Origin of the sequence: Micromonospora sp. CPM1 (genome assembly GCF_023896895.1) — a bacterium.
In the GTDB taxonomy this organism is placed as follows: Bacteria; Actinomycetota; Actinomycetes; order Mycobacteriales; family Micromonosporaceae; genus Micromonospora; species Micromonospora tulbaghiae.
The window spans coordinates 116,359-131,825 of sequence record NZ_JAMHIU010000012.1 but is presented as its reverse complement, the minus strand read 5'-3'; the positions used below and the strand labels follow the sequence as shown (position 1 = coordinate 131,825).

General features: G+C 74.8%; 12 protein-coding genes. 5 read left to right on the top strand and 7 right to left on the bottom strand.

Annotated features, from left to right (window positions below; all coding sequences use genetic code 11):
• Positions 1-143 precede the first annotated feature (143 nt).
• Entirely contained in the window at positions 144-1,625 is a 1,482-nt protein-coding gene (locus M8C11_RS16915) for a sugar transferase (RefSeq protein WP_120573473.1), read from the top strand.
• A 10-nt stretch (positions 1,626-1,635) separates the two neighbouring features.
• Here M8C11_RS16915 and M8C11_RS16910 read toward each other — a convergent pair whose 3' ends face one another.
• On the bottom strand, positions 1,636-2,766 hold the full coding sequence (locus tag M8C11_RS16910) for a PP2C family protein-serine/threonine phosphatase (RefSeq protein ID WP_252450385.1): 1,131 nt from the start codon (positions 2,764-2,766) through the stop codon (positions 1,636-1,638).
• A 56-nt stretch (positions 2,767-2,822) separates the two neighbouring features.
• Between M8C11_RS16910 and M8C11_RS16905 the strand changes: the two genes are divergently transcribed.
• Positions 2,823-3,377, top strand: coding sequence for a MarR family winged helix-turn-helix transcriptional regulator (locus M8C11_RS16905; protein ID WP_252450376.1), 555 nt, complete (start codon positions 2,823-2,825; stop codon positions 3,375-3,377).
• Between the two features lies 1 nt (position 3,378).
• Here the strand turns inward: M8C11_RS16905 and M8C11_RS16900 are convergent, their stop codons facing one another.
• The 3 genes from M8C11_RS16900 to M8C11_RS16890 form a co-directional block, all read right to left on the bottom strand.
• A complete protein-coding gene (locus M8C11_RS16900; RefSeq protein ID WP_252450374.1) occupies positions 3,379-4,410 on the bottom strand; it encodes a B12-binding domain-containing protein in 1,032 nt (343 codons plus the stop codon).
• The gene (locus M8C11_RS16895) at positions 4,407-6,128 is read right to left on the bottom strand and encodes a PP2C family protein-serine/threonine phosphatase (RefSeq protein ID WP_252450358.1); all 1,722 of its coding nucleotides are present in this window, start codon (positions 6,126-6,128) and stop codon (positions 4,407-4,409) included. Before M8C11_RS16895 ends, M8C11_RS16900 begins: the two co-directional genes overlap by 4 nt.
• Positions 6,129-6,206: 78 nt before the next feature.
• A complete protein-coding gene (locus M8C11_RS16890) occupies positions 6,207-7,466 on the bottom strand; it encodes an ROK family protein (RefSeq protein WP_252450356.1) in 1,260 nt (419 codons plus the stop codon).
• A gap of 53 nt (positions 7,467-7,519) precedes the next feature.
• Between M8C11_RS16890 and xylA the strand changes: the two genes are divergently transcribed.
• From xylA to M8C11_RS16875, 3 genes are read left to right on the top strand one after another with little or no spacing between them, the layout of a single operon-like run.
• Positions 7,520-8,707 (top strand): xylose isomerase, encoded by a 1,188-nt coding sequence (gene xylA / locus M8C11_RS16885; RefSeq protein WP_013288170.1) that lies wholly within the window; start codon positions 7,520-7,522, stop codon positions 8,705-8,707.
• A gap of 11 nt (positions 8,708-8,718) precedes the next feature.
• On the top strand, positions 8,719-10,173 hold the full coding sequence (gene xylB / locus M8C11_RS16880) for a xylulokinase (protein WP_252450354.1): 1,455 nt from the start codon (positions 8,719-8,721) through the stop codon (positions 10,171-10,173).
• A gap of 56 nt (positions 10,174-10,229) precedes the next feature.
• Entirely contained in the window at positions 10,230-11,666 is a 1,437-nt protein-coding gene (locus tag M8C11_RS16875) for an MFS transporter (RefSeq protein WP_252450352.1), read from the top strand.
• Positions 11,667-11,687: 21 nt separating this feature from the next.
• On the opposite strand, the gene M8C11_RS16870 is transcribed toward M8C11_RS16875, so the two are convergent.
• The 3 genes from M8C11_RS16870 to M8C11_RS16860 form a co-directional block, all read right to left on the bottom strand.
• Complete coding sequence (locus M8C11_RS16870; RefSeq protein WP_252450593.1) at positions 11,688-13,331, bottom strand: alpha-amylase family glycosyl hydrolase; 1,644 nt, start codon at positions 13,329-13,331, stop codon at positions 11,688-11,690.
• Positions 13,332-13,374: 43 nt separating this feature from the next.
• Positions 13,375-14,445: a LacI family DNA-binding transcriptional regulator gene (locus M8C11_RS16865; protein WP_252450350.1), complete on the bottom strand. Its 1,071-nt coding sequence runs from the start codon at positions 14,443-14,445 to the stop codon at positions 13,375-13,377.
• Between the two features lie 61 nt (positions 14,446-14,506).
• Entirely contained in the window at positions 14,507-15,466 is a 960-nt protein-coding gene (locus M8C11_RS16860; protein WP_120573482.1) for a carbohydrate ABC transporter permease, read from the bottom strand.
• Position 15,467: the final 1 nt, after the last annotated feature.

The following is a 15,467-nucleotide window of genomic DNA, read 5'->3' as shown; positions in this document are numbered from 1 at the left end:
CACGGGATGGGAACTGACGGTAATGCGTCCGAATCAATCGGTAACCATAATTGTCCAGGCATGATGACCGGGTGCCTCGACCGCGGGCTCCACACCGGAGCCGGGCGGGGACGGGGCGGTCCTGAGCGAAGTGGGGAGGGCCGGTGACCTCGGCGACGCTGTTGACCCCTGCCACGTCGTCGCGACCCGGTGGTGAACGCCCGGGCAAGACGACGCGAGCCGCGGAGCGGGCCTACATCCGGGTCCTGGTGGTGCTGGACACCGCCGTGCTCGCCGTGGCCATCCTGGTCGGTTACCTGGCCCGGTTCGGCGACGAGGAACCGACCGGCTCCGAGATCCCGTACGTGGTGGTCGCCCCGGTGCTCCTGCTGGTCTGGCTCGTCTCGCTCAAGGCGATGCGGTGCTACGACGACCAGGTGCTCGGCTACGGCGCCGACGAGTACCGCCGGGTCAGCGCGGCCAGCATGCGACTCGCCGGCGGCATCGCCATCGCCGGGTACATCGCCGACGTCGGCGTCTCCCGAGGCTTCCTGGCCATCTCCTTCGCGGTCGGCACGATCGGCCTGGAGGTGGCGCGGTTCGCGGCCCGCAAGCGGCTGCACCGGGCCCGCGACCGGGGCGCCGGCTGGTCCCGCAAGGTGCTCGTGGTCGGCGACACCGCGCACGTGCTGGAGCTGGTGCACACGCTGCGCCGGGAGCCGTACGCCGGCTACCAGGTGGTCGGCGCGTGCATCCCGGACGCGCTGCTCGCCCCGGTGCCGCAGCGGCTGGGCGACGTGCCGGTGGTCGGCAGCTTCCGGGGCATCCCGGAGGCGGCCACCGCGATCGGCGCCGACACGGTGGCGGTCACCGCCTCCGGTGAGCTGACCGCGACGCGGCTGCGCCGCCTCGGCTGGCAGTTGGAGGGCACCGGCGTCGACCTGGTGGTGGCACCGGCGCTCACCGACGTGGCCGGCCCCCGCATTCACACCCGTCCGGTCGCCGGCCTGCCGCTGATCCACGTCGAGGCGCCCGAGTTCCGCGGCGCCCGCAAGCTGGTCAAGGGCTTCGTCGACCGGTCGATCTCGTCGATCGCCCTGCTCGTGCTGGCGCCGCTGCTGATCGTGATCGCGCTCGCCATAAAGATCGACAGCCGCGGTCCGGTGCTGTTCCGGCAGACCCGGGTCGGCCAGGGCGGCGAGGAGTTCGGCGTCTTCAAGTTCCGCACCATGGTGGTCAACGCCGACGCCCTGCTCGCCGAGCTGGCCGCGCGCAACGAGACCGACGGCCTGATGTTCAAGATGCGCGACGACCCGCGCGTCACCCGGGTCGGCCGGCTGCTGCGCAAGTGGTCGCTGGACGAGCTGCCCCAGCTCGTCAACGTGCTGCTCGGCCAGATGAGCCTGGTCGGCCCGCGCCCGCCGCTGCCGTCCGAGGTGGCCCGGTACGACGGCGACGTGGCACGCCGGCTGCTGGTCAAGCCCGGCATGACCGGCCTCTGGCAGGTCAGCGGCCGGTCGGACCTGAGCTGGGAGGACGGCATCCGGCTGGACCTCTACTACGTGGAGAACTGGTCGTTGGCCGCCGACCTGACCATCCTTTGGAAGACGTTCGGCGCGGTGGTCAACAGCCGCGGCGCGTACTGAGAGGGGCGGGTCAGGGCTGCGGCCCCAGCCAGTCCAGACAGACCACGACCGCGTCGTCCACCAGGTCACCGGAGACGAAGGCCCGCAGGTCGCCGATCAGCGACCGGACCGCGTCCAGCGGCTCCATCGGCCCGGTCCGGCGCAGGAACCGGTCCAGCGCCACCTCGCCGTAGCGCACCTGCTCGGTGGTGGCCTCGATCACGCCGTCGCTGACCACGAAGAGCCGGTCCTCGCGCTCCAGGCGGAACCGCTGCGGGCGGTAGTCGGTGCCCTCGAACATGCCGAGCGGGAACTGCTTGTCCAGCTCCTGCTCGGTCACCTCGCCGGCCCGCAGCCGCAGCAACCGCGGCGAACCGGCGTCGACCACGGTCAGCTCGCCGGTGGCCAGGTCCAGCTCGATCAGGAGCACTGAGACGTGCTGTTCGCCCCGGTGCTGGGCGTAGATCGCCTGGTCGGCCAGCGCGGCCTGGTCGGCCAGGTCGAGCCCGGCCCGGCGCGCGTTGCGCAGCGCGTACGTGGCCAGCGAGGCGAGCAGCGCCGCGGCCACCCCCTCGCCGTAGCCGTTCAGCACCGCCAGCCAGAGCCGGTGGCCGTCGTCGGACCAGTCGAAACTGTCCCCGCGCACCGCGTACGCCGGCTCCAGCTGCCCGGCCAGGCTGAACGACGGGCGGATCCGGCTGCGCCCGGGCAGCAGCTCCCACTGCATCTCGGCGGCCAGCGTGAGCCGCCGGCTGCGCCGGGCCGTCCGGTAGATGTCGGTGGTCGCCATGACCGCGCTCAGCTCGTGCCCGAGCACCGTGGCGATGGTGTCCAGCTCCCGGCGGGCGTGCGGGTCGGCGGGCACCGGCGAGACCTCGAGCACGCCCCGGCGTTCGCCGCGCATGCCGACAGGGAACCAGCCGACGCCGTCGGCGATCACCGGCTCCTGGTGGTCGAAGGCGCGCCAGGCCGGGTGGCCGGGGCCGGTGACCGCCGCGCCGTCACCCAGCGGCAGCAGCTCGGCGAGCCGGTAGTCGACCTGGTAGAGCTCGATGCGGGTGACGCCGTACGTGCGCGCCAGCTCGGCGGCGAGCCGATCCACGATGAGATCCGTCGGCGCCTCGGTCAGGACCCGGCGCGCGTGGCCCTCCGCTCCGCTCATCTTTGCTCCTTTGCACAGGTCGCCGGGCAGATCCGGGGAGTAGTCTCGGGCCCACCATGACCGAAGAGCGCGGTCCCCGGGGACCTGAAACGAGTACGTCCGCCGCCCTGGACGAGGCGGCCGGCACCCTGCTCGCCGTCTGGGAGGCCGCCCGGGAGCGCACCACCAGCCGGCTGTCGAGTGCCCAGCTACGCGCGATCATGGTCGTCGAGCAGTATGACGGCATCAACCTCCGCCGTCTCGCCACGCTCACCGACATGTTGCTCTCCTCCGCCAGCCGGCTGTGCGACCGGCTGGTCGCGGCCGGGATGCTGGAGCGCGAGCCGGGCCGCTACGACCGGCGGGAGATCTCGCTGCACCTCACGCCCGCCGCCCTCCGGCTCCTCGCCGAGCTGCGTGCCGACCGGCGGCGCCGGCTGGAGCGGATCCTGGCCGGGATGAGCCCGGAGGGCCGGGCCGCGCTGGTACGCGGCATGCGCGAGTTCGACGAGGTGGGTCGGCGCGGCGAGGCCACCGTGGCGGAGGGCTGGCCGATGCTGCAGCCCTCCGGGGAACGGATCGGCGACCCGGTCCGGCCGTCCGGCGAACCTCCGGTGGCCCGTACCGCCTGACTCAGCCGACGGGGCCGGGATCGTCCGGCGCGGCTTCGCGGGCGGCCCGCAACCGGGCCACCACCCGGGGATGCTCGGTGAGCGCCCGCTCCAGCGTGCCGAGCACCTCGTCCAGCAGCGCCCGGCCGCCCCGGGACGTCAGCGCCTCCTCCTGCCACCCGACGAAGTCGCGCAGCAGCCGGTCGTCGTCCACCCGCACGGCCGCGATCAGCGCGTCCACCAGGTGCGCGATGCCGGCGGCGGCGTCCTCGGCGTGCTCCTCGGGCGGGTCCACAGTGGCGAGCGCGAGCCCGACCAGCTCACGCCGCCGGTGCAGCACCGCCACGTACGAGTCGTCGGGCGGGGGCGGCGGCGCTCCGGTGTGCGCGGCCGACAGCGGCCGTTCCAGCAGCGCCACCGCGTCCCGGGCGCTGGCGCCCCAGCCCGCCGCGCCGATCGCGGTGGCCCACCGGCCGTCCGGGCCGAAGCCGGGTCCACCGGCCAGGACCGGCACCCCGGCCGCGCGGCTGGCCTCCACCATCCGCGCCGCCCGGACCAGCCGGTTCGGCTGCACGCAGCTCAGCAGCACCGCGTCCGGGCCGGTCTGGTGCAGGTAGGAGACCAGATGCCGGGCCGGCACGCTGGCGCCGAGGAACGTGACCCGCCAGCCCGCCGCCCGGACCACCTCGGTGACGATGCGGGCGGCCAGCGCGTGCCACTCGCCCTCCACGCAGGCCATCACCACGTGGCCGCGCCGCGGCGGGCCGACCGTCGCGCCCAGCGCGTCCACCACCTGCTCGCTGACGTGGGTGGCGGCGTGCTCCTGGGCGACGCTCCACGAGCCGGTGAGCCAGCGCCGGCCGACCTCCCGCTGCGCCGCCGCGACCAGGTCGACCAGGACGTCCGCGACCGAGAAGCCGTCGGCCAGCAGGCCGCGCGCCAGCGCGACCGCGCCGGCCCCGTCGGCGGCGTCCAGGCGGTCGAGGTACGCGGCGAGCGTCTCCGGCCCGATCCGGCGCCCGGCCGCGGGGGTGGGGCGGTCAGGCGGCGTCACCCGGCCGCCACGGCGAGCATGGCGATGTCGTCGTGGGGCTGCCCGTCCAGCCATTCGTCGACGAGCTGGAGCACCCGGTCGACGAGCGCGGCGGGCGGAAGCCCGGCGCCGGTGGCGAGCGCCTGACGCAACCGGGCGTCGCCGAACATGGCCGGCTCGGTCGGGCCGCCCCGGGCCTCGGTCACCCCGTCGGTGTACGCCAGCAGCAGGTCACCCGGCGCCAGCCGTACCTCGGTGTCGGCGAACCGGGCGTCGGTGAGCGCGCCCACCGGCATGCCGCCCACCCGGACCGTCTCGACGCCGCCGCCGGCGCGGACGACGAGCGGCGACGGGTGCCCGCCACCTGCCACCCGGATCAGCAGCCCGCCGTCCGGCTCGCGGCGCAGCGCGCCGAGCAGGAGCGTGGTGAACTGGGCCCGGCGGGCCGCGTCGGGAGCGTCCAGCAGCGCCCGGTTGAGCAGTTCCAGCAGCTCCCGGGGGCGTTGCTCGACCAGGCGCAGGGTCTGCAGCGACTGGCGGACCCGGCCGGTCAGCACGGCCGCGCCGACGCCCTTGCCGCAGACGTCGCCGAGCGCGAACAGACCGCCGTCGCCGGTGGGGAACAGGTCGTAGAAGTCGCCGCCGATGCGCAGGCTGTCCCCGGCGGCGCGGTAACCGCCGGCGAGCGTCATCCCGGGCAGGCGGGGCAGCGCCGGCGGGAGCAGGCTGTTCTGGAGCACCCGGGCCAGGTGCGCCTGCTCGCCGTACAGCTCGGCCGCGGCCAGCGCGGCGCCGGCCCGGCCGGCGAACTCCCGGGCCAGGCCGATCTCCCGGCTGTCGAAACCGGGCCGCTCCCGGCGGCGGGCCAGCACCAGCGCGCCGGCCGGACCACCGGCGCTGGGCATCGGGCTGATCAACACGGTGCCCGGGCGGCCGAATCCGGCGGGAAGCACCTCGGCCAGGTCGGCCAGCTCGGCGTCCAGCCAGGGGCTCGGTTCGGTGAGGTCGCCGTCGAGCGCCTCGACCAGGCCGGGCACCGACTCCACGGTGGGCCAGCCGGCCAGGCCGGTGACCGGGCCGGGGTCGCCGGTGGCGTACCGGATCCAGTGCGGCTGGTCCTCGGCGGGTGGCGGCGGGCGGTGCACCACGACTGCCGCGTCGGCCAGGTAGGGCACCGGCAGCGTCACGGCGGTACGCAGCGTCTGCTCGCGGTGCAGGGACAGCCCGAGCCGGCTGCCCGCCTCGGCGAGGAACGCGGTGCGCGACCGTTCGGCGAGCAGCGCGTCGGTGCGCGCGTGTTCCTCGGTGACGTCCCGGACGTACCAGGCGCTGCGGTCGTCGGCCAGGGGGCGCCGCACGCCGCGCAGCCGCCGGCCGCGGTGGTCGGTCTCGAACGCGTCCGAACCGGCGGCGGCCGCGTCGGCCAGCGCCGGCACCCGGCACGCGCTCAGGTCGACGCCGGGCGTCACCTCGGGGAGCAGGTCGGCGGCCATCGCGTTGACGAGCGTCACCACCCCGCCGTGGTCGACGGTCACGACCGCCTCGGCGAGCCCGTCCAGCAGCTCCCGGGCCAGGTGGTCGTCAGCCGGCAGCGCGGCCTCGGCAACCCGCCGGGGCCGTCTCCGCGAGGCGTGTCCACCGCCGCTGACCGGCCCGGCGACACCGCCCCGGCGCGCGGCGGTCACCTCCGGTGGCCGGGCGCTTCGGTCGGTCGACCCCTGCGCATGCTGTCGGTGCACCCCTCACTCGGCGACATGTTGCCTGGCGGCAAGCGTACCGAGCGCAGACGCCGAATGCCCGTCCAGGATCATCCCGGATCAGGCGGTCCGGGCCAGCCAGCCCACCGGCCGGTCGACGATCCGGCGGACCACCGAGCCGGCGCCGCCGACCGCCGCGGACTGCGCCCCGAGCACTGCCGGACGCACCGTGACCGGCGCCCAGCCGGCGGTGAGCACCCGCCGGGAGACCTCCGCCTCCACCGTCGGCCGCAGCCAGGGCGCGAGCCGGGCGTATCCGCCCCCGAGCACCACGGTGTCCAGATCCAGCAGGTTCACCACGCCCGCGACGGCGATCCCGAGGGCGGTGCCGGCGTCGGTCAGGGCGGTCAGCGTGGCCGGGTCACCGGCTTCGGCCAGGTCGGCGAGCCGGGTGGCGGCGGTGTCCGCCGGAAGTTCCGCGCCGGGCAGCCCGGCGGCGGCGAGGATCGCCTCCTGGCCCGCGTACCGCTCCAGGCAGCCCTGGCCGCCGCAGCGGCACGGCCGGCCCTGCGGCTGCACCGGGAAGTGACCGATCTCTCCGCTCCAGCCGCGTGCGCCCCGGTAGAGCGCCCCGTCGAGCACGATCCCGGCGCCGATGCCGATCTCGCCGGTGACGTGCAGGAAGCTGCGCGCGCCGGCCGGGCCGGCGTACAGCTCGCCGAGTGCGGCCAGGTTCGCCTCGTTGTCGACCACCAGCGGGGGCACCCCGTCGACCGGCTCGGCCAGCGGATGACCGGCGAGCAGCGCCGGCACGTCCACGTCCCGCCAGCCGAGGTTCGGCGCGAGCCGGACCAGGCCGCCGTCGCCGACCAGGCCGGGCACGGCGAGCGCCGCGCCGGCCAGGGTCAGCCCGTCGCGTACGGCGGCGGCGCGCGCCTCGGCGGCCAGCGCGGCGAGCCGGGCGAGCGCGTCGGCGGGGGAGACCGGGCGCAGGTCGGCGCGGCGGACCAGGTGGTGCCGGACCGTGCCGGTGAGGTCGACGACGCAGGCCGCCAGGTAGTCGACGTTCACCTCCAGGCCGAGCCCGGCCGGGCCGTCGGAGGCGAGCACGAGGCCCCGGGCCGGGCGGCCCGCCCCGGTACGCGGTTCCGGCTCCGCCTCGGCGACCAGCCGGCCGGCGATCAGGTCGTCCACCACGGCGGAGACGGTGGCCCGGGTGAGGCCGGTGTCGGCGGCGATCCCGGCGCGCGAGGGCGGCCGTTCGGCGGCGGCGATCCGCCGCAGCACCACCGCGAGGTTCAACTCGCGCAGGCTGCCCTGCCGGACCGCCCCGGCGGTGCTGGTGCTTGTCACCTCTTGACACTGCCACATCGCCGCCATTTAATTCAACCGCTGAACAAATCGCGGACGACACCACCACCTGGAGGTCTGCCATGGCACCCCGCCCCACCCCCGCGGACAAGTTCTCCTTCGGCCTCTGGACGGTGGGCTGGCCGGCCCGTGACCCGTTCGGGGACGCCACCCGCCCCGAGCTGGACGCCGTCGAGGCGGTGCACCGGCTCGCCGAGCTGGGCGCGTACGGCATCACCTTCCACGACGACGACCTGGTCCCGTTCGGCGCGGACGCGGCCACCCGCGACGCCCGGCTGAGCCGCTTCCGCAAGGCCCTCGACGAGACCGGCCTGGTCGTGCCGATGGTCACCACCAACCTGTTCAACCACCCGGTGTTCAAGGACGGCGGCTTCACCAGCAACGACCGCGACGTGCGCCGGTACGCGCTGCGCAAGGTGCTGCGCAACATCGACCTGGCCGCCGAGATGGGCGCGAAGACGTTCGTCATGTGGGGCGGCCGGGAGGGCGCCGAGTACGACGTGGCCAAGGACGTCCAGGCCGCGCTGGACCGCTACCGTGAGGCGGTCGACCTGCTCTGCGAGTACGTCGTCGACAACGGCTACGACCTGCGCTTCGCGCTGGAGCCGAAGCCGAACGAGCCCCGGGGCGACATCCTGCTGCCCACCGTCGGGCACGCGCTCGGCTTCATCTCCACGCTGGCCCGCCCCGAGATGGTCGGGCTCAACCCGGAGGTCGGGCACGAGCAGATGGCCGGGCTGAACTTCGCCCACGGCATCGCCCAGGCGCTCTGGCAGGGCAAGCTGTTCCACATCGACCTCAACGGCCAGCGCGGCATCAAGTACGACCAGGACCTGGTCTTCGGCCACGGCGACCTGCTCAACGCGTTCGCCCTGGTCGACCTGCTGGAGCACGGCGGCCCGAACGGCGGCCCGGCCTACGACGGCCCGCGCCACTTCGACTACAAGCCGTCCCGCACCGAGGACATGACCGGCGTGTGGGCCTCCGCCGAGGCGAACATGCGGACGTACCTGCTGCTCAAGGAGCGGGCCGCGGCGTTCCGCGCCGACCCGGAGGTGGTCGAGGCGCTCGCCGCCGCCCGGGTGGCCGAGCTGGCCACCCCGACGCTCAACCCCGGTGAGGGCTACCGCGAGCTGCTGGCCGACCGGACCGCGTTCGAGGAGTTCGACCCGGAGGCCGCCGGGGCGAAGGGCTTCGGCTTCGTCCGGCTCAACCAGCTCGCCGTCGAGCACGTGCTCGGCGCGCGCTGAGGCGGGCCGCCATGCCGCTCGTCGCGGGGGTCGACTCGTCGACCCAGTCCTGCAAGGTGGTCGTCCGGGACGCGGAGACCGGCGCGCTGGTCCGGCAGGGCCGCGCGCCGCACCCGCCCGGCACCGAGGTCGACCCGTACGCCTGGTGGGAGGCCCTGCGGGCGGCGGTCGCCGAGGCCGGTGGCCTGGCCGACGTGGCAGCCGTCTCGGTCGGCGGTCAGCAGCACGGCATGGTCTGCCTGGACGCCTCAGGTGAGGTGGTCCGCCCGGCGCTGCTGTGGAACGACACGCGTTCCGCCGACGCGGCCCGGGAACTGGTCGAGGAGGCCGGCGGCGGGGAGACCGGCCGCCGGTTCTGGGCCGAGGCGACCGGCGCGGTGCCGGTGGCCAGCTTCACCGCGACGAAGCTGCGCTGGCTGGCCCGGCACGAGCCGGACAACGCCGACCGGGTGGCAGCGGTCTGCCTGCCGCACGACTGGCTCACCTGGCGGCTGGCGGGCGCTCCGGGCCTGGACGCGCTGCGCACCGACCGGGGCGACGTCAGCGGCACCGGCTACTGGTCGCCGCGCACCGGCGAGTACCGGCTGGACCTGCTGGAGCGGGCCTTCGGCCGGCGCCCGAAGGTGCCGGTCGTGCTCGGCCCGGCCGAGGCGGCCGGGCACCTCGACCCGGCGGTGCTCGGCGGCGGCGCGGCGTCCGGTACGGCCGGGAGCCCGGGAACCGGTGCCGCCGGCCCGGTGCTCCTCGGGCCGGGCACCGGGGACAACGCCGCCGCGGCGCTCGGGGCCGGGGCCGGTCCGGGCGACGTGGTCGTCTCGATCGGCACCTCCGGCACCGTGTTCGCGGTGGCGGACACGCCGGCCGCCGACGCCGGCGGCGCGGTGGCCGGATTCGCCGACGCGACCGGCCGGTTCCTGCCGCTCGTGTGCACGCTCAACGCGGCCCGGGTGCTGGACGCCGCCGCGACGCTCCTCGGCGTCGACCTCGACACGCTCGGCGAACTGGCCCTGTCCGCCCCGCCGGGTGCGGACGGGCTGGTGCTGGTGCCGTACCTGGAGGGGGAGCGGACGCCGGACCGGCCGCACGCCACCGGCACCCTGCACGGCCTCACGCTCGGCACCTCGACCCCGGCGCACCTGGCCCGGGCCGCCGTCGAGGGCATGCTCTGCGGGCTGGCCGACGGCCTGGACGCGCTGATCGCGCAGGGCGCCCGCGCCGACCGGATCATCCTGGTCGGCGGCGGCGCGCGGTCCGCGGCCGTGCGCCGGATCGCGCCGCAGGTATTCGGCCGCCCGGTGGTGGTGCCGCCGCCGGGGGAGTACGTGGCCGACGGCGCGGCCCGGCAGGCCGCCTGGGTGGCGCTGGGTGGCGACACCCCGCCCGCCTGGTCGATCGGCGACACCGAGGAGTACACCGGCGACGCGGTGCCCGCCATCCGCGAGCGCTACGCCGAGGCGCGGGGATGACGCCGGTACGGGGGGTCGTGCTGCGCAGGTGACCTGCACCTGATTTGCTGCCCGGCATGACGGGCACCAGGATCTCCCGGCGCGGGAACGCGGCACACCGGTTCTACAGCGTCGTGGTCTTCGTGGTGCTCGCCTCGCTGGACAACGTGGCGATCGGCCTGGTGCCCCCGCTGTACGGGCCGATCTCCACCGCGCTGGACGTACCCCAGCGGATGCTCGGCCTGGTCACCGCCGTCAGCTTCCTGGTCAGCGCGGTGGCGGCGGTGGGCTGGGCGTACGTCGGCGACCGCACCAACCGCAAGCCGCTGCTCATGGTCGGCACGCTGCTCTGGGCGGCCGGCACCGGCGGCAGCGCGCTCGCCGGTGGGTACGCGACGTTCCTGATCGCGCAGTTCGTCGGCGCGGTCGGACTCGGCGCGGTGGGGTCGGTCGGTTTCTCGGTGGTCACCGACCTGATCTCACCGCGCCGCCGGGGCCTGGTGATGAGCTTCTGGGGCCTGTCCCAGGGCGTCGGCACGCTGGCCGGGACGCTGCTCGGCGGCGTGCTCGGCGCGACCGACTGGCGACGGCCGTTCCTGCTGCTGACCGGCGTGGGTCTGGCCGCCACGGTGGCGTACCTGTTCACCTACGACATCCGGCGCGGGCAGAGCGAACCGGAGCTGGCCGGGGCGATCGACGCCGGGAACGAGTACGACTACCGGATCAGCCGTGCCGACCTGCCCCGGATCCTGGCCCGCCGGACCAACCGCTGGCTGATCCTCCAGGGGCTCACCGCCCAGGCCGCGTTCGGCTCGCTGGTCTGGCTGCCGGTGCTGTTCAGCCAGCGGGCCGAGGCGCAGGGCTACTCGCCCGCCACGGCGGTGGTGGTGGGCAGCGTCTTCGCCACGCTGTTCCAGCTCGGCGGCGTGCTGTCCATCGTGGGCGGTCTGGTGGGCGACGCGCTGCAACGGCGTACGCCCAGCGGCCGGGCCATGGTCGCGGCCGTCGGCATCCTCGCGGCGCTGCCGTTCTACCTGGTCCTGTTCTTCGTGCCGATCCGCATCGACGTGCCCGACGGCGCCGGTTCCGGCGCGGTGGTGACTGCCGTGCTGTCCAGCGTGTTCACCGAGCCGTCGGTGGGGCTGAGCCTGCTCACCGCCGTGGTGGCGCTGGCGCTGACGTCGGCGAACTCGCCGAACTGGTTCGCCCTGATCGCCGACGTCAACCCGCCCGAGCACCGGGGCACCGTCTACAGCCTGGGCAACCTGGTCAACGGCGTGGGCCGGGCGGCGGGCAACGGGCTGGTCGGGGTGGCGTTCGCCGCGCTGCGGGCGGCCTTCCCGCCGCCGCTGAACTACGCGGTCGGGCTGGCCGCGTTCCAGCTCTTCTTCATCCCGACCGGGATCATGTACTGGCTGGCCGCCCGCACCTCGCCCCGGGACATCGCGCAGGTGCACGACCTGCTGCACGCCCGCGCCGGCCGGTTGGAGAGCGAGGGCCCCGCCGGACGGTGACCGTCCGGCGGGGCCACCGCGTCAGCTCCGGAACCAGACCGTCACGTCGGTCGGCACGGCGTCGCCGTCCAGCGGCGCGCTCGACACCAGCACCTGGGCGCCGGCCGGCAGCGGCGCCGGGTCGGCGCCGAAGTTGGTCAGCACGGTCAGGTCGCCGTTGGTGAACGTGAGCACCTCGTCGCCGGAGGTCAGGAACCGCAGCGGGCCCCGGGCCAGCGCGTGCTCGCGGCGCAGCCGCAGCGCGGTCCGGTACAGCTCGTACGTCGAACCGGGCACGCCGCGCTGCCGGTCCAGCGCGTACTCGGCCCACACCGGCGGCTGGGGCAGCCAGCTCGCGTCGGTCGGCCCGAAGCCGTACGACGGGGCGTCGGCCTCCCACGGGATCGGCACCCGGCAGCCGTCCCGGCCGCGCTCGGTGTGGCCGCTGCGCTTCCAGGTCGGGTCCTGCCGGGCCTCGTCGGGCAGCGTGGTGTGCTCCGGCAGGCCCAGTTCCTCGCCCTGGTAGAGGTAGGCGGAGCCGGGCAGCGCGAGCATCAGCAGGCTGGCCGCGCGGGCCCGGCGCAGGCCCAGCGCGGCGTCCGGCTGCGGGTCGTCGACGCCGACGCCGTTGGCCCGGCCGCCGGCGGTGCCGAGCCCGAGCCGGGAGGCGTGGCGGACCACGTCGTGGTTGGACAGCACCCAGGTGGTCGGCGCGCCGACCGCGTCGGTGGCCTCCAGCGAGCGGGTGATCACCGCGTACTGGGCCGGCGCGCTCCACGCGGCCAGCAGGTACTCGAAGTTGAACGCCTGGTGCATCTCGTCCGGGCGCACGTACCGGGCCAGCCGCTCGGCCGGCTCCACCCACGCCTCGGCGACCAGGATCCGCTCACCGGGGTACGAGTCGAGCACCCGGCGCCACTCCCGGTAGATCTCGTGCACGCCGTCCTGGTCCCACATCGGCGGGCGCGGCTTGTCCACCTCGCTGCCGGAGAGGATCTCCTGCGGCTCCTGCCAGTCGGCGAGGTCGGCCTGCTTGATCAGGCCGTGCGCCACGTCCACCCGGAAGCCGTCCACGCCCCGGTCCAGCCAGAAGCGCAGCACGTCGAGGAACTCGGCGCGGACCTCCGGGTTGTCCCAGTTGAGGTCGGGCTGGCCGGCGTCGAACAGGTGCAGGTACCACTGCCCGTCGGGCAGCCGCGTCCAGGCGGGGCCGCCGAAGACGCTCACCCAGTCGTTCGGCGGCTCGGCGCCGTCCGGGCCCTTGCCGTCGCGGATGACGTACCGCTGCCGCTCCGGGCTGCCCGGCGCGGCCGCCACGGCCGCGGTGAACCAGCGGTGCGCGGACGACGTGTGGTTGGGCACCAGGTCGACGATCACCCGCAGCCCGCGGGCCTTCGCCTCGGCGATCAGCTTGTCGGCGTCGGCGAGCGTGCCGAACAGCGGATCGACGTCGCGGTAGTCGGACACGTCGTACCCGGCGTCGGCCTGCGGGGACGGGTAGAACGGGGACAGCCAGACCGCGTCGACTCCCAGCTCGGCGAGGTGGTCGAGCCGGGACGTGATGCCCGGCAGGTCACCGATCCCGTCGCCGTCGGAGTCGGCGAACGAGCGCGGGTAGACCTGGTAGATGACCGCCTCGGTCCACCAGCCGGTGCCCGGGGCCTGCTGCGTCGCGTCGGTGTTCAGCGCCTTACTCCTGTCTGGGTGGTGCGGTGACGAGCGAGTTCGTTCAGTGTGCCCGGGGCGGCGCGGTCGATTCACGCACCACCAGGCGAGTGGGCAGGATCACCGGGGGTGGTGTCCCGTCGCCGGTGTCGGCGCCGCGCGGCGCGGGCACCAGGCCGGGATACGGCTCGGTGGCCCGTACGCCGAGCGGGTCGAGCAGGATGCGGGCGGCGAGCGACCCCTGGTCGGCGGCGGGCTGGGCGATCGTCGAGAGCCCGAGCACGCCGGCCAGGTCGTGGTCGTCGATGCCCATCACGCTCACGTCCTGCGGCACCCGCAGCCCGGCGTCACGCAGCGCGGTGATCGCGCCCATCGCCATCTCGTCGCAGGCGGCGAAGATGGCGGTCGGCGGCTCGCCCCGGGCCAGCAGCTCGGCAGTGGCGCGGGTGCCGCCGTCGATGGTGAACCGCGACTCGACGTCGAGGCTCGGATCGAGGCCGATGCCGGCGGCCCGCAACGCCTCCTGGTAGCCGCGCCGCCGGTCCAGGTGGGTGGTGAAGGCCAGTTCGTCGTCCGGGTCGCCGGAGATGTGCGCGATCCGGGTGTGGCCGAGGTCGAGCAGGTGGCGGGTGGCGGTCCGGGCGGCGGCCACGTCGTCGATCCGGACGCAGGGCCACCCGGGCACCTCGCTGCCGGAGCTGATCGTCACGCCCGGCAGGTCCAGCTTCGTCAGCGCGTGCACGTCGGCCGCGCGCAGCGGGGTCGCGACCAGGATGATCGCGTCCACGCGCTTGTGCAGGCTGGCCGTGCGCAGCACCCGCTGCCGGGTCCGCTCCCGGCCGCCGAGGTTGTAGAGCAGCAGGTCGTAGCCGCTGTCCTGGAGGAACTCCTCGACCGCCTCGACCACCGTGCCGAAGAACCACCTGGTGATCCGGGGCACCACGACCGCCACCGTGCCGGTCCGGCCGCCGGCCAGCCGGCTCGCGCTGGGCGACACCGCGTACTGGAGTTGTTCGGCGGCGGCGAGCACCCGGCGGCGGGTCGCGGCCGAGACCGTCGGCAGGCCCCGCAGCGCCCGGGAGACGGTGGCCGTGGAGACCCCGGCCAGACGGGCGACGTCGTCAATCTTGGTCATCGTGAGCTCCCCGCTGTGACCCGGGCCCCGCCGCCGGCCGTGCCGGCGGCGGGGCGCCGGATCAACCCTTGACGCTGCCGGCGAGCAGACCTCGCACGAAGAAGCGCTGGAGGGACAGGAACACGATCAGCGGTACGACGATCGACACGAACGCGCCGGCCGTCAGCCGCTGCCACTCGTTGCCCCGGGTGCCGGCCAGCTCCGCGAGCCGGACGGTCATCGGGGCGGTCTCGTCGCCGCCACCGGCGAAGATCAGCGCGACCAGCAGGTCGTTCCAGACCCAGAGGAACTGGAAGATGCCGAACGCCGCCAGCGCGGGCATGATCAGCGGCAGCACGATGGTGCGGAAGATCTTCGGGTGGGTGGCCCCGTCGACCCGGGCCGCCTCCATCAGGTCGCCGGGGAGCTGCGAGATGAAGTTGTGCAGCAGGAACACGGCGAACGGAAGCGCGAAGCAGGTGTGCGCGAACCACACCTGGGCGAACTTCTGCTCGTCGACCAGGTCCCACGCGGGCATGATCTGCACCCCGGCGACTGTGACGCCGGTGGAGAAGAACCGCAGCAGCGGCACCAGGGCCATCTGCAACGGCACGATCTGGAGCGCGAAGATCCCGATGTAGACCCAGTCCCGCCCCTTGAAGTTCATCCACGCCAGCGCGTACGCGGCGAGCGACGCGAAGGCCAGGGGGAAGAGCACCGAGGGGATGGTGATCGCCAGCGAGTTGATGAAGTAGCTGGCCAGCTGCCCGGACGAGCCGCGGCTGAACAGCACCTCCTGGTAGTTCTCCAGGGTGATCTGCGGGTTGGTGAAGAACGTCCACCACCCGGTGGTCTTGATCTCGTTCTCCGGCCGGAGCGAGGAGATGAACAGGCCGAAGGTCGGGATCGTCCAGAGCATCGCGATGACGATCGACACGAGCGTGGCGGTACGGCTGTTCAGGCGCTTGCGCACCCGGGCGCTCCGGGTGGTCGGCTCGGTGGCCTGGGCGCCGACTCCGACGGTGGGCGTGGCGGTGGTCATC

Excerpts from the sequence above, each read along its gene's own strand:
- xylB (WP_252450354.1), top strand. The coding sequence starts at position 8,719 with ATGCCGCTCGTCGCGGGGGTCGACTCGTCGACCCAGTCCTGCAAGGTG.
- M8C11_RS16910 (WP_252450385.1), bottom strand. The coding sequence starts at position 2,766 with ATGAGCGGAGCGGAGGGCCACGCGCGCCGGGTCCTGACCGAGGCGCCG.
- M8C11_RS16860 (WP_120573482.1), bottom strand. The coding sequence starts at position 15,466 with ATGACCACCGCCACGCCCACCGTCGGAGTCGGCGCCCAGGCCACCGAG.
- M8C11_RS16905 (WP_252450376.1), top strand. The coding sequence starts at position 2,823 with ATGACCGAAGAGCGCGGTCCCCGGGGACCTGAAACGAGTACGTCCGCC.
- xylA (WP_013288170.1), top strand. The coding sequence starts at position 7,520 with ATGGCACCCCGCCCCACCCCCGCGGACAAGTTCTCCTTCGGCCTCTGG.
- M8C11_RS16875 (WP_252450352.1), top strand. The coding sequence starts at position 10,230 with ATGACGGGCACCAGGATCTCCCGGCGCGGGAACGCGGCACACCGGTTC.
- M8C11_RS16865 (WP_252450350.1), bottom strand. The coding sequence starts at position 14,445 with ATGACCAAGATTGACGACGTCGCCCGTCTGGCCGGGGTCTCCACGGCC.
- M8C11_RS16890 (WP_252450356.1), bottom strand. The coding sequence starts at position 7,466 with ATGGCGGCGATGTGGCAGTGTCAAGAGGTGACAAGCACCAGCACCGCC.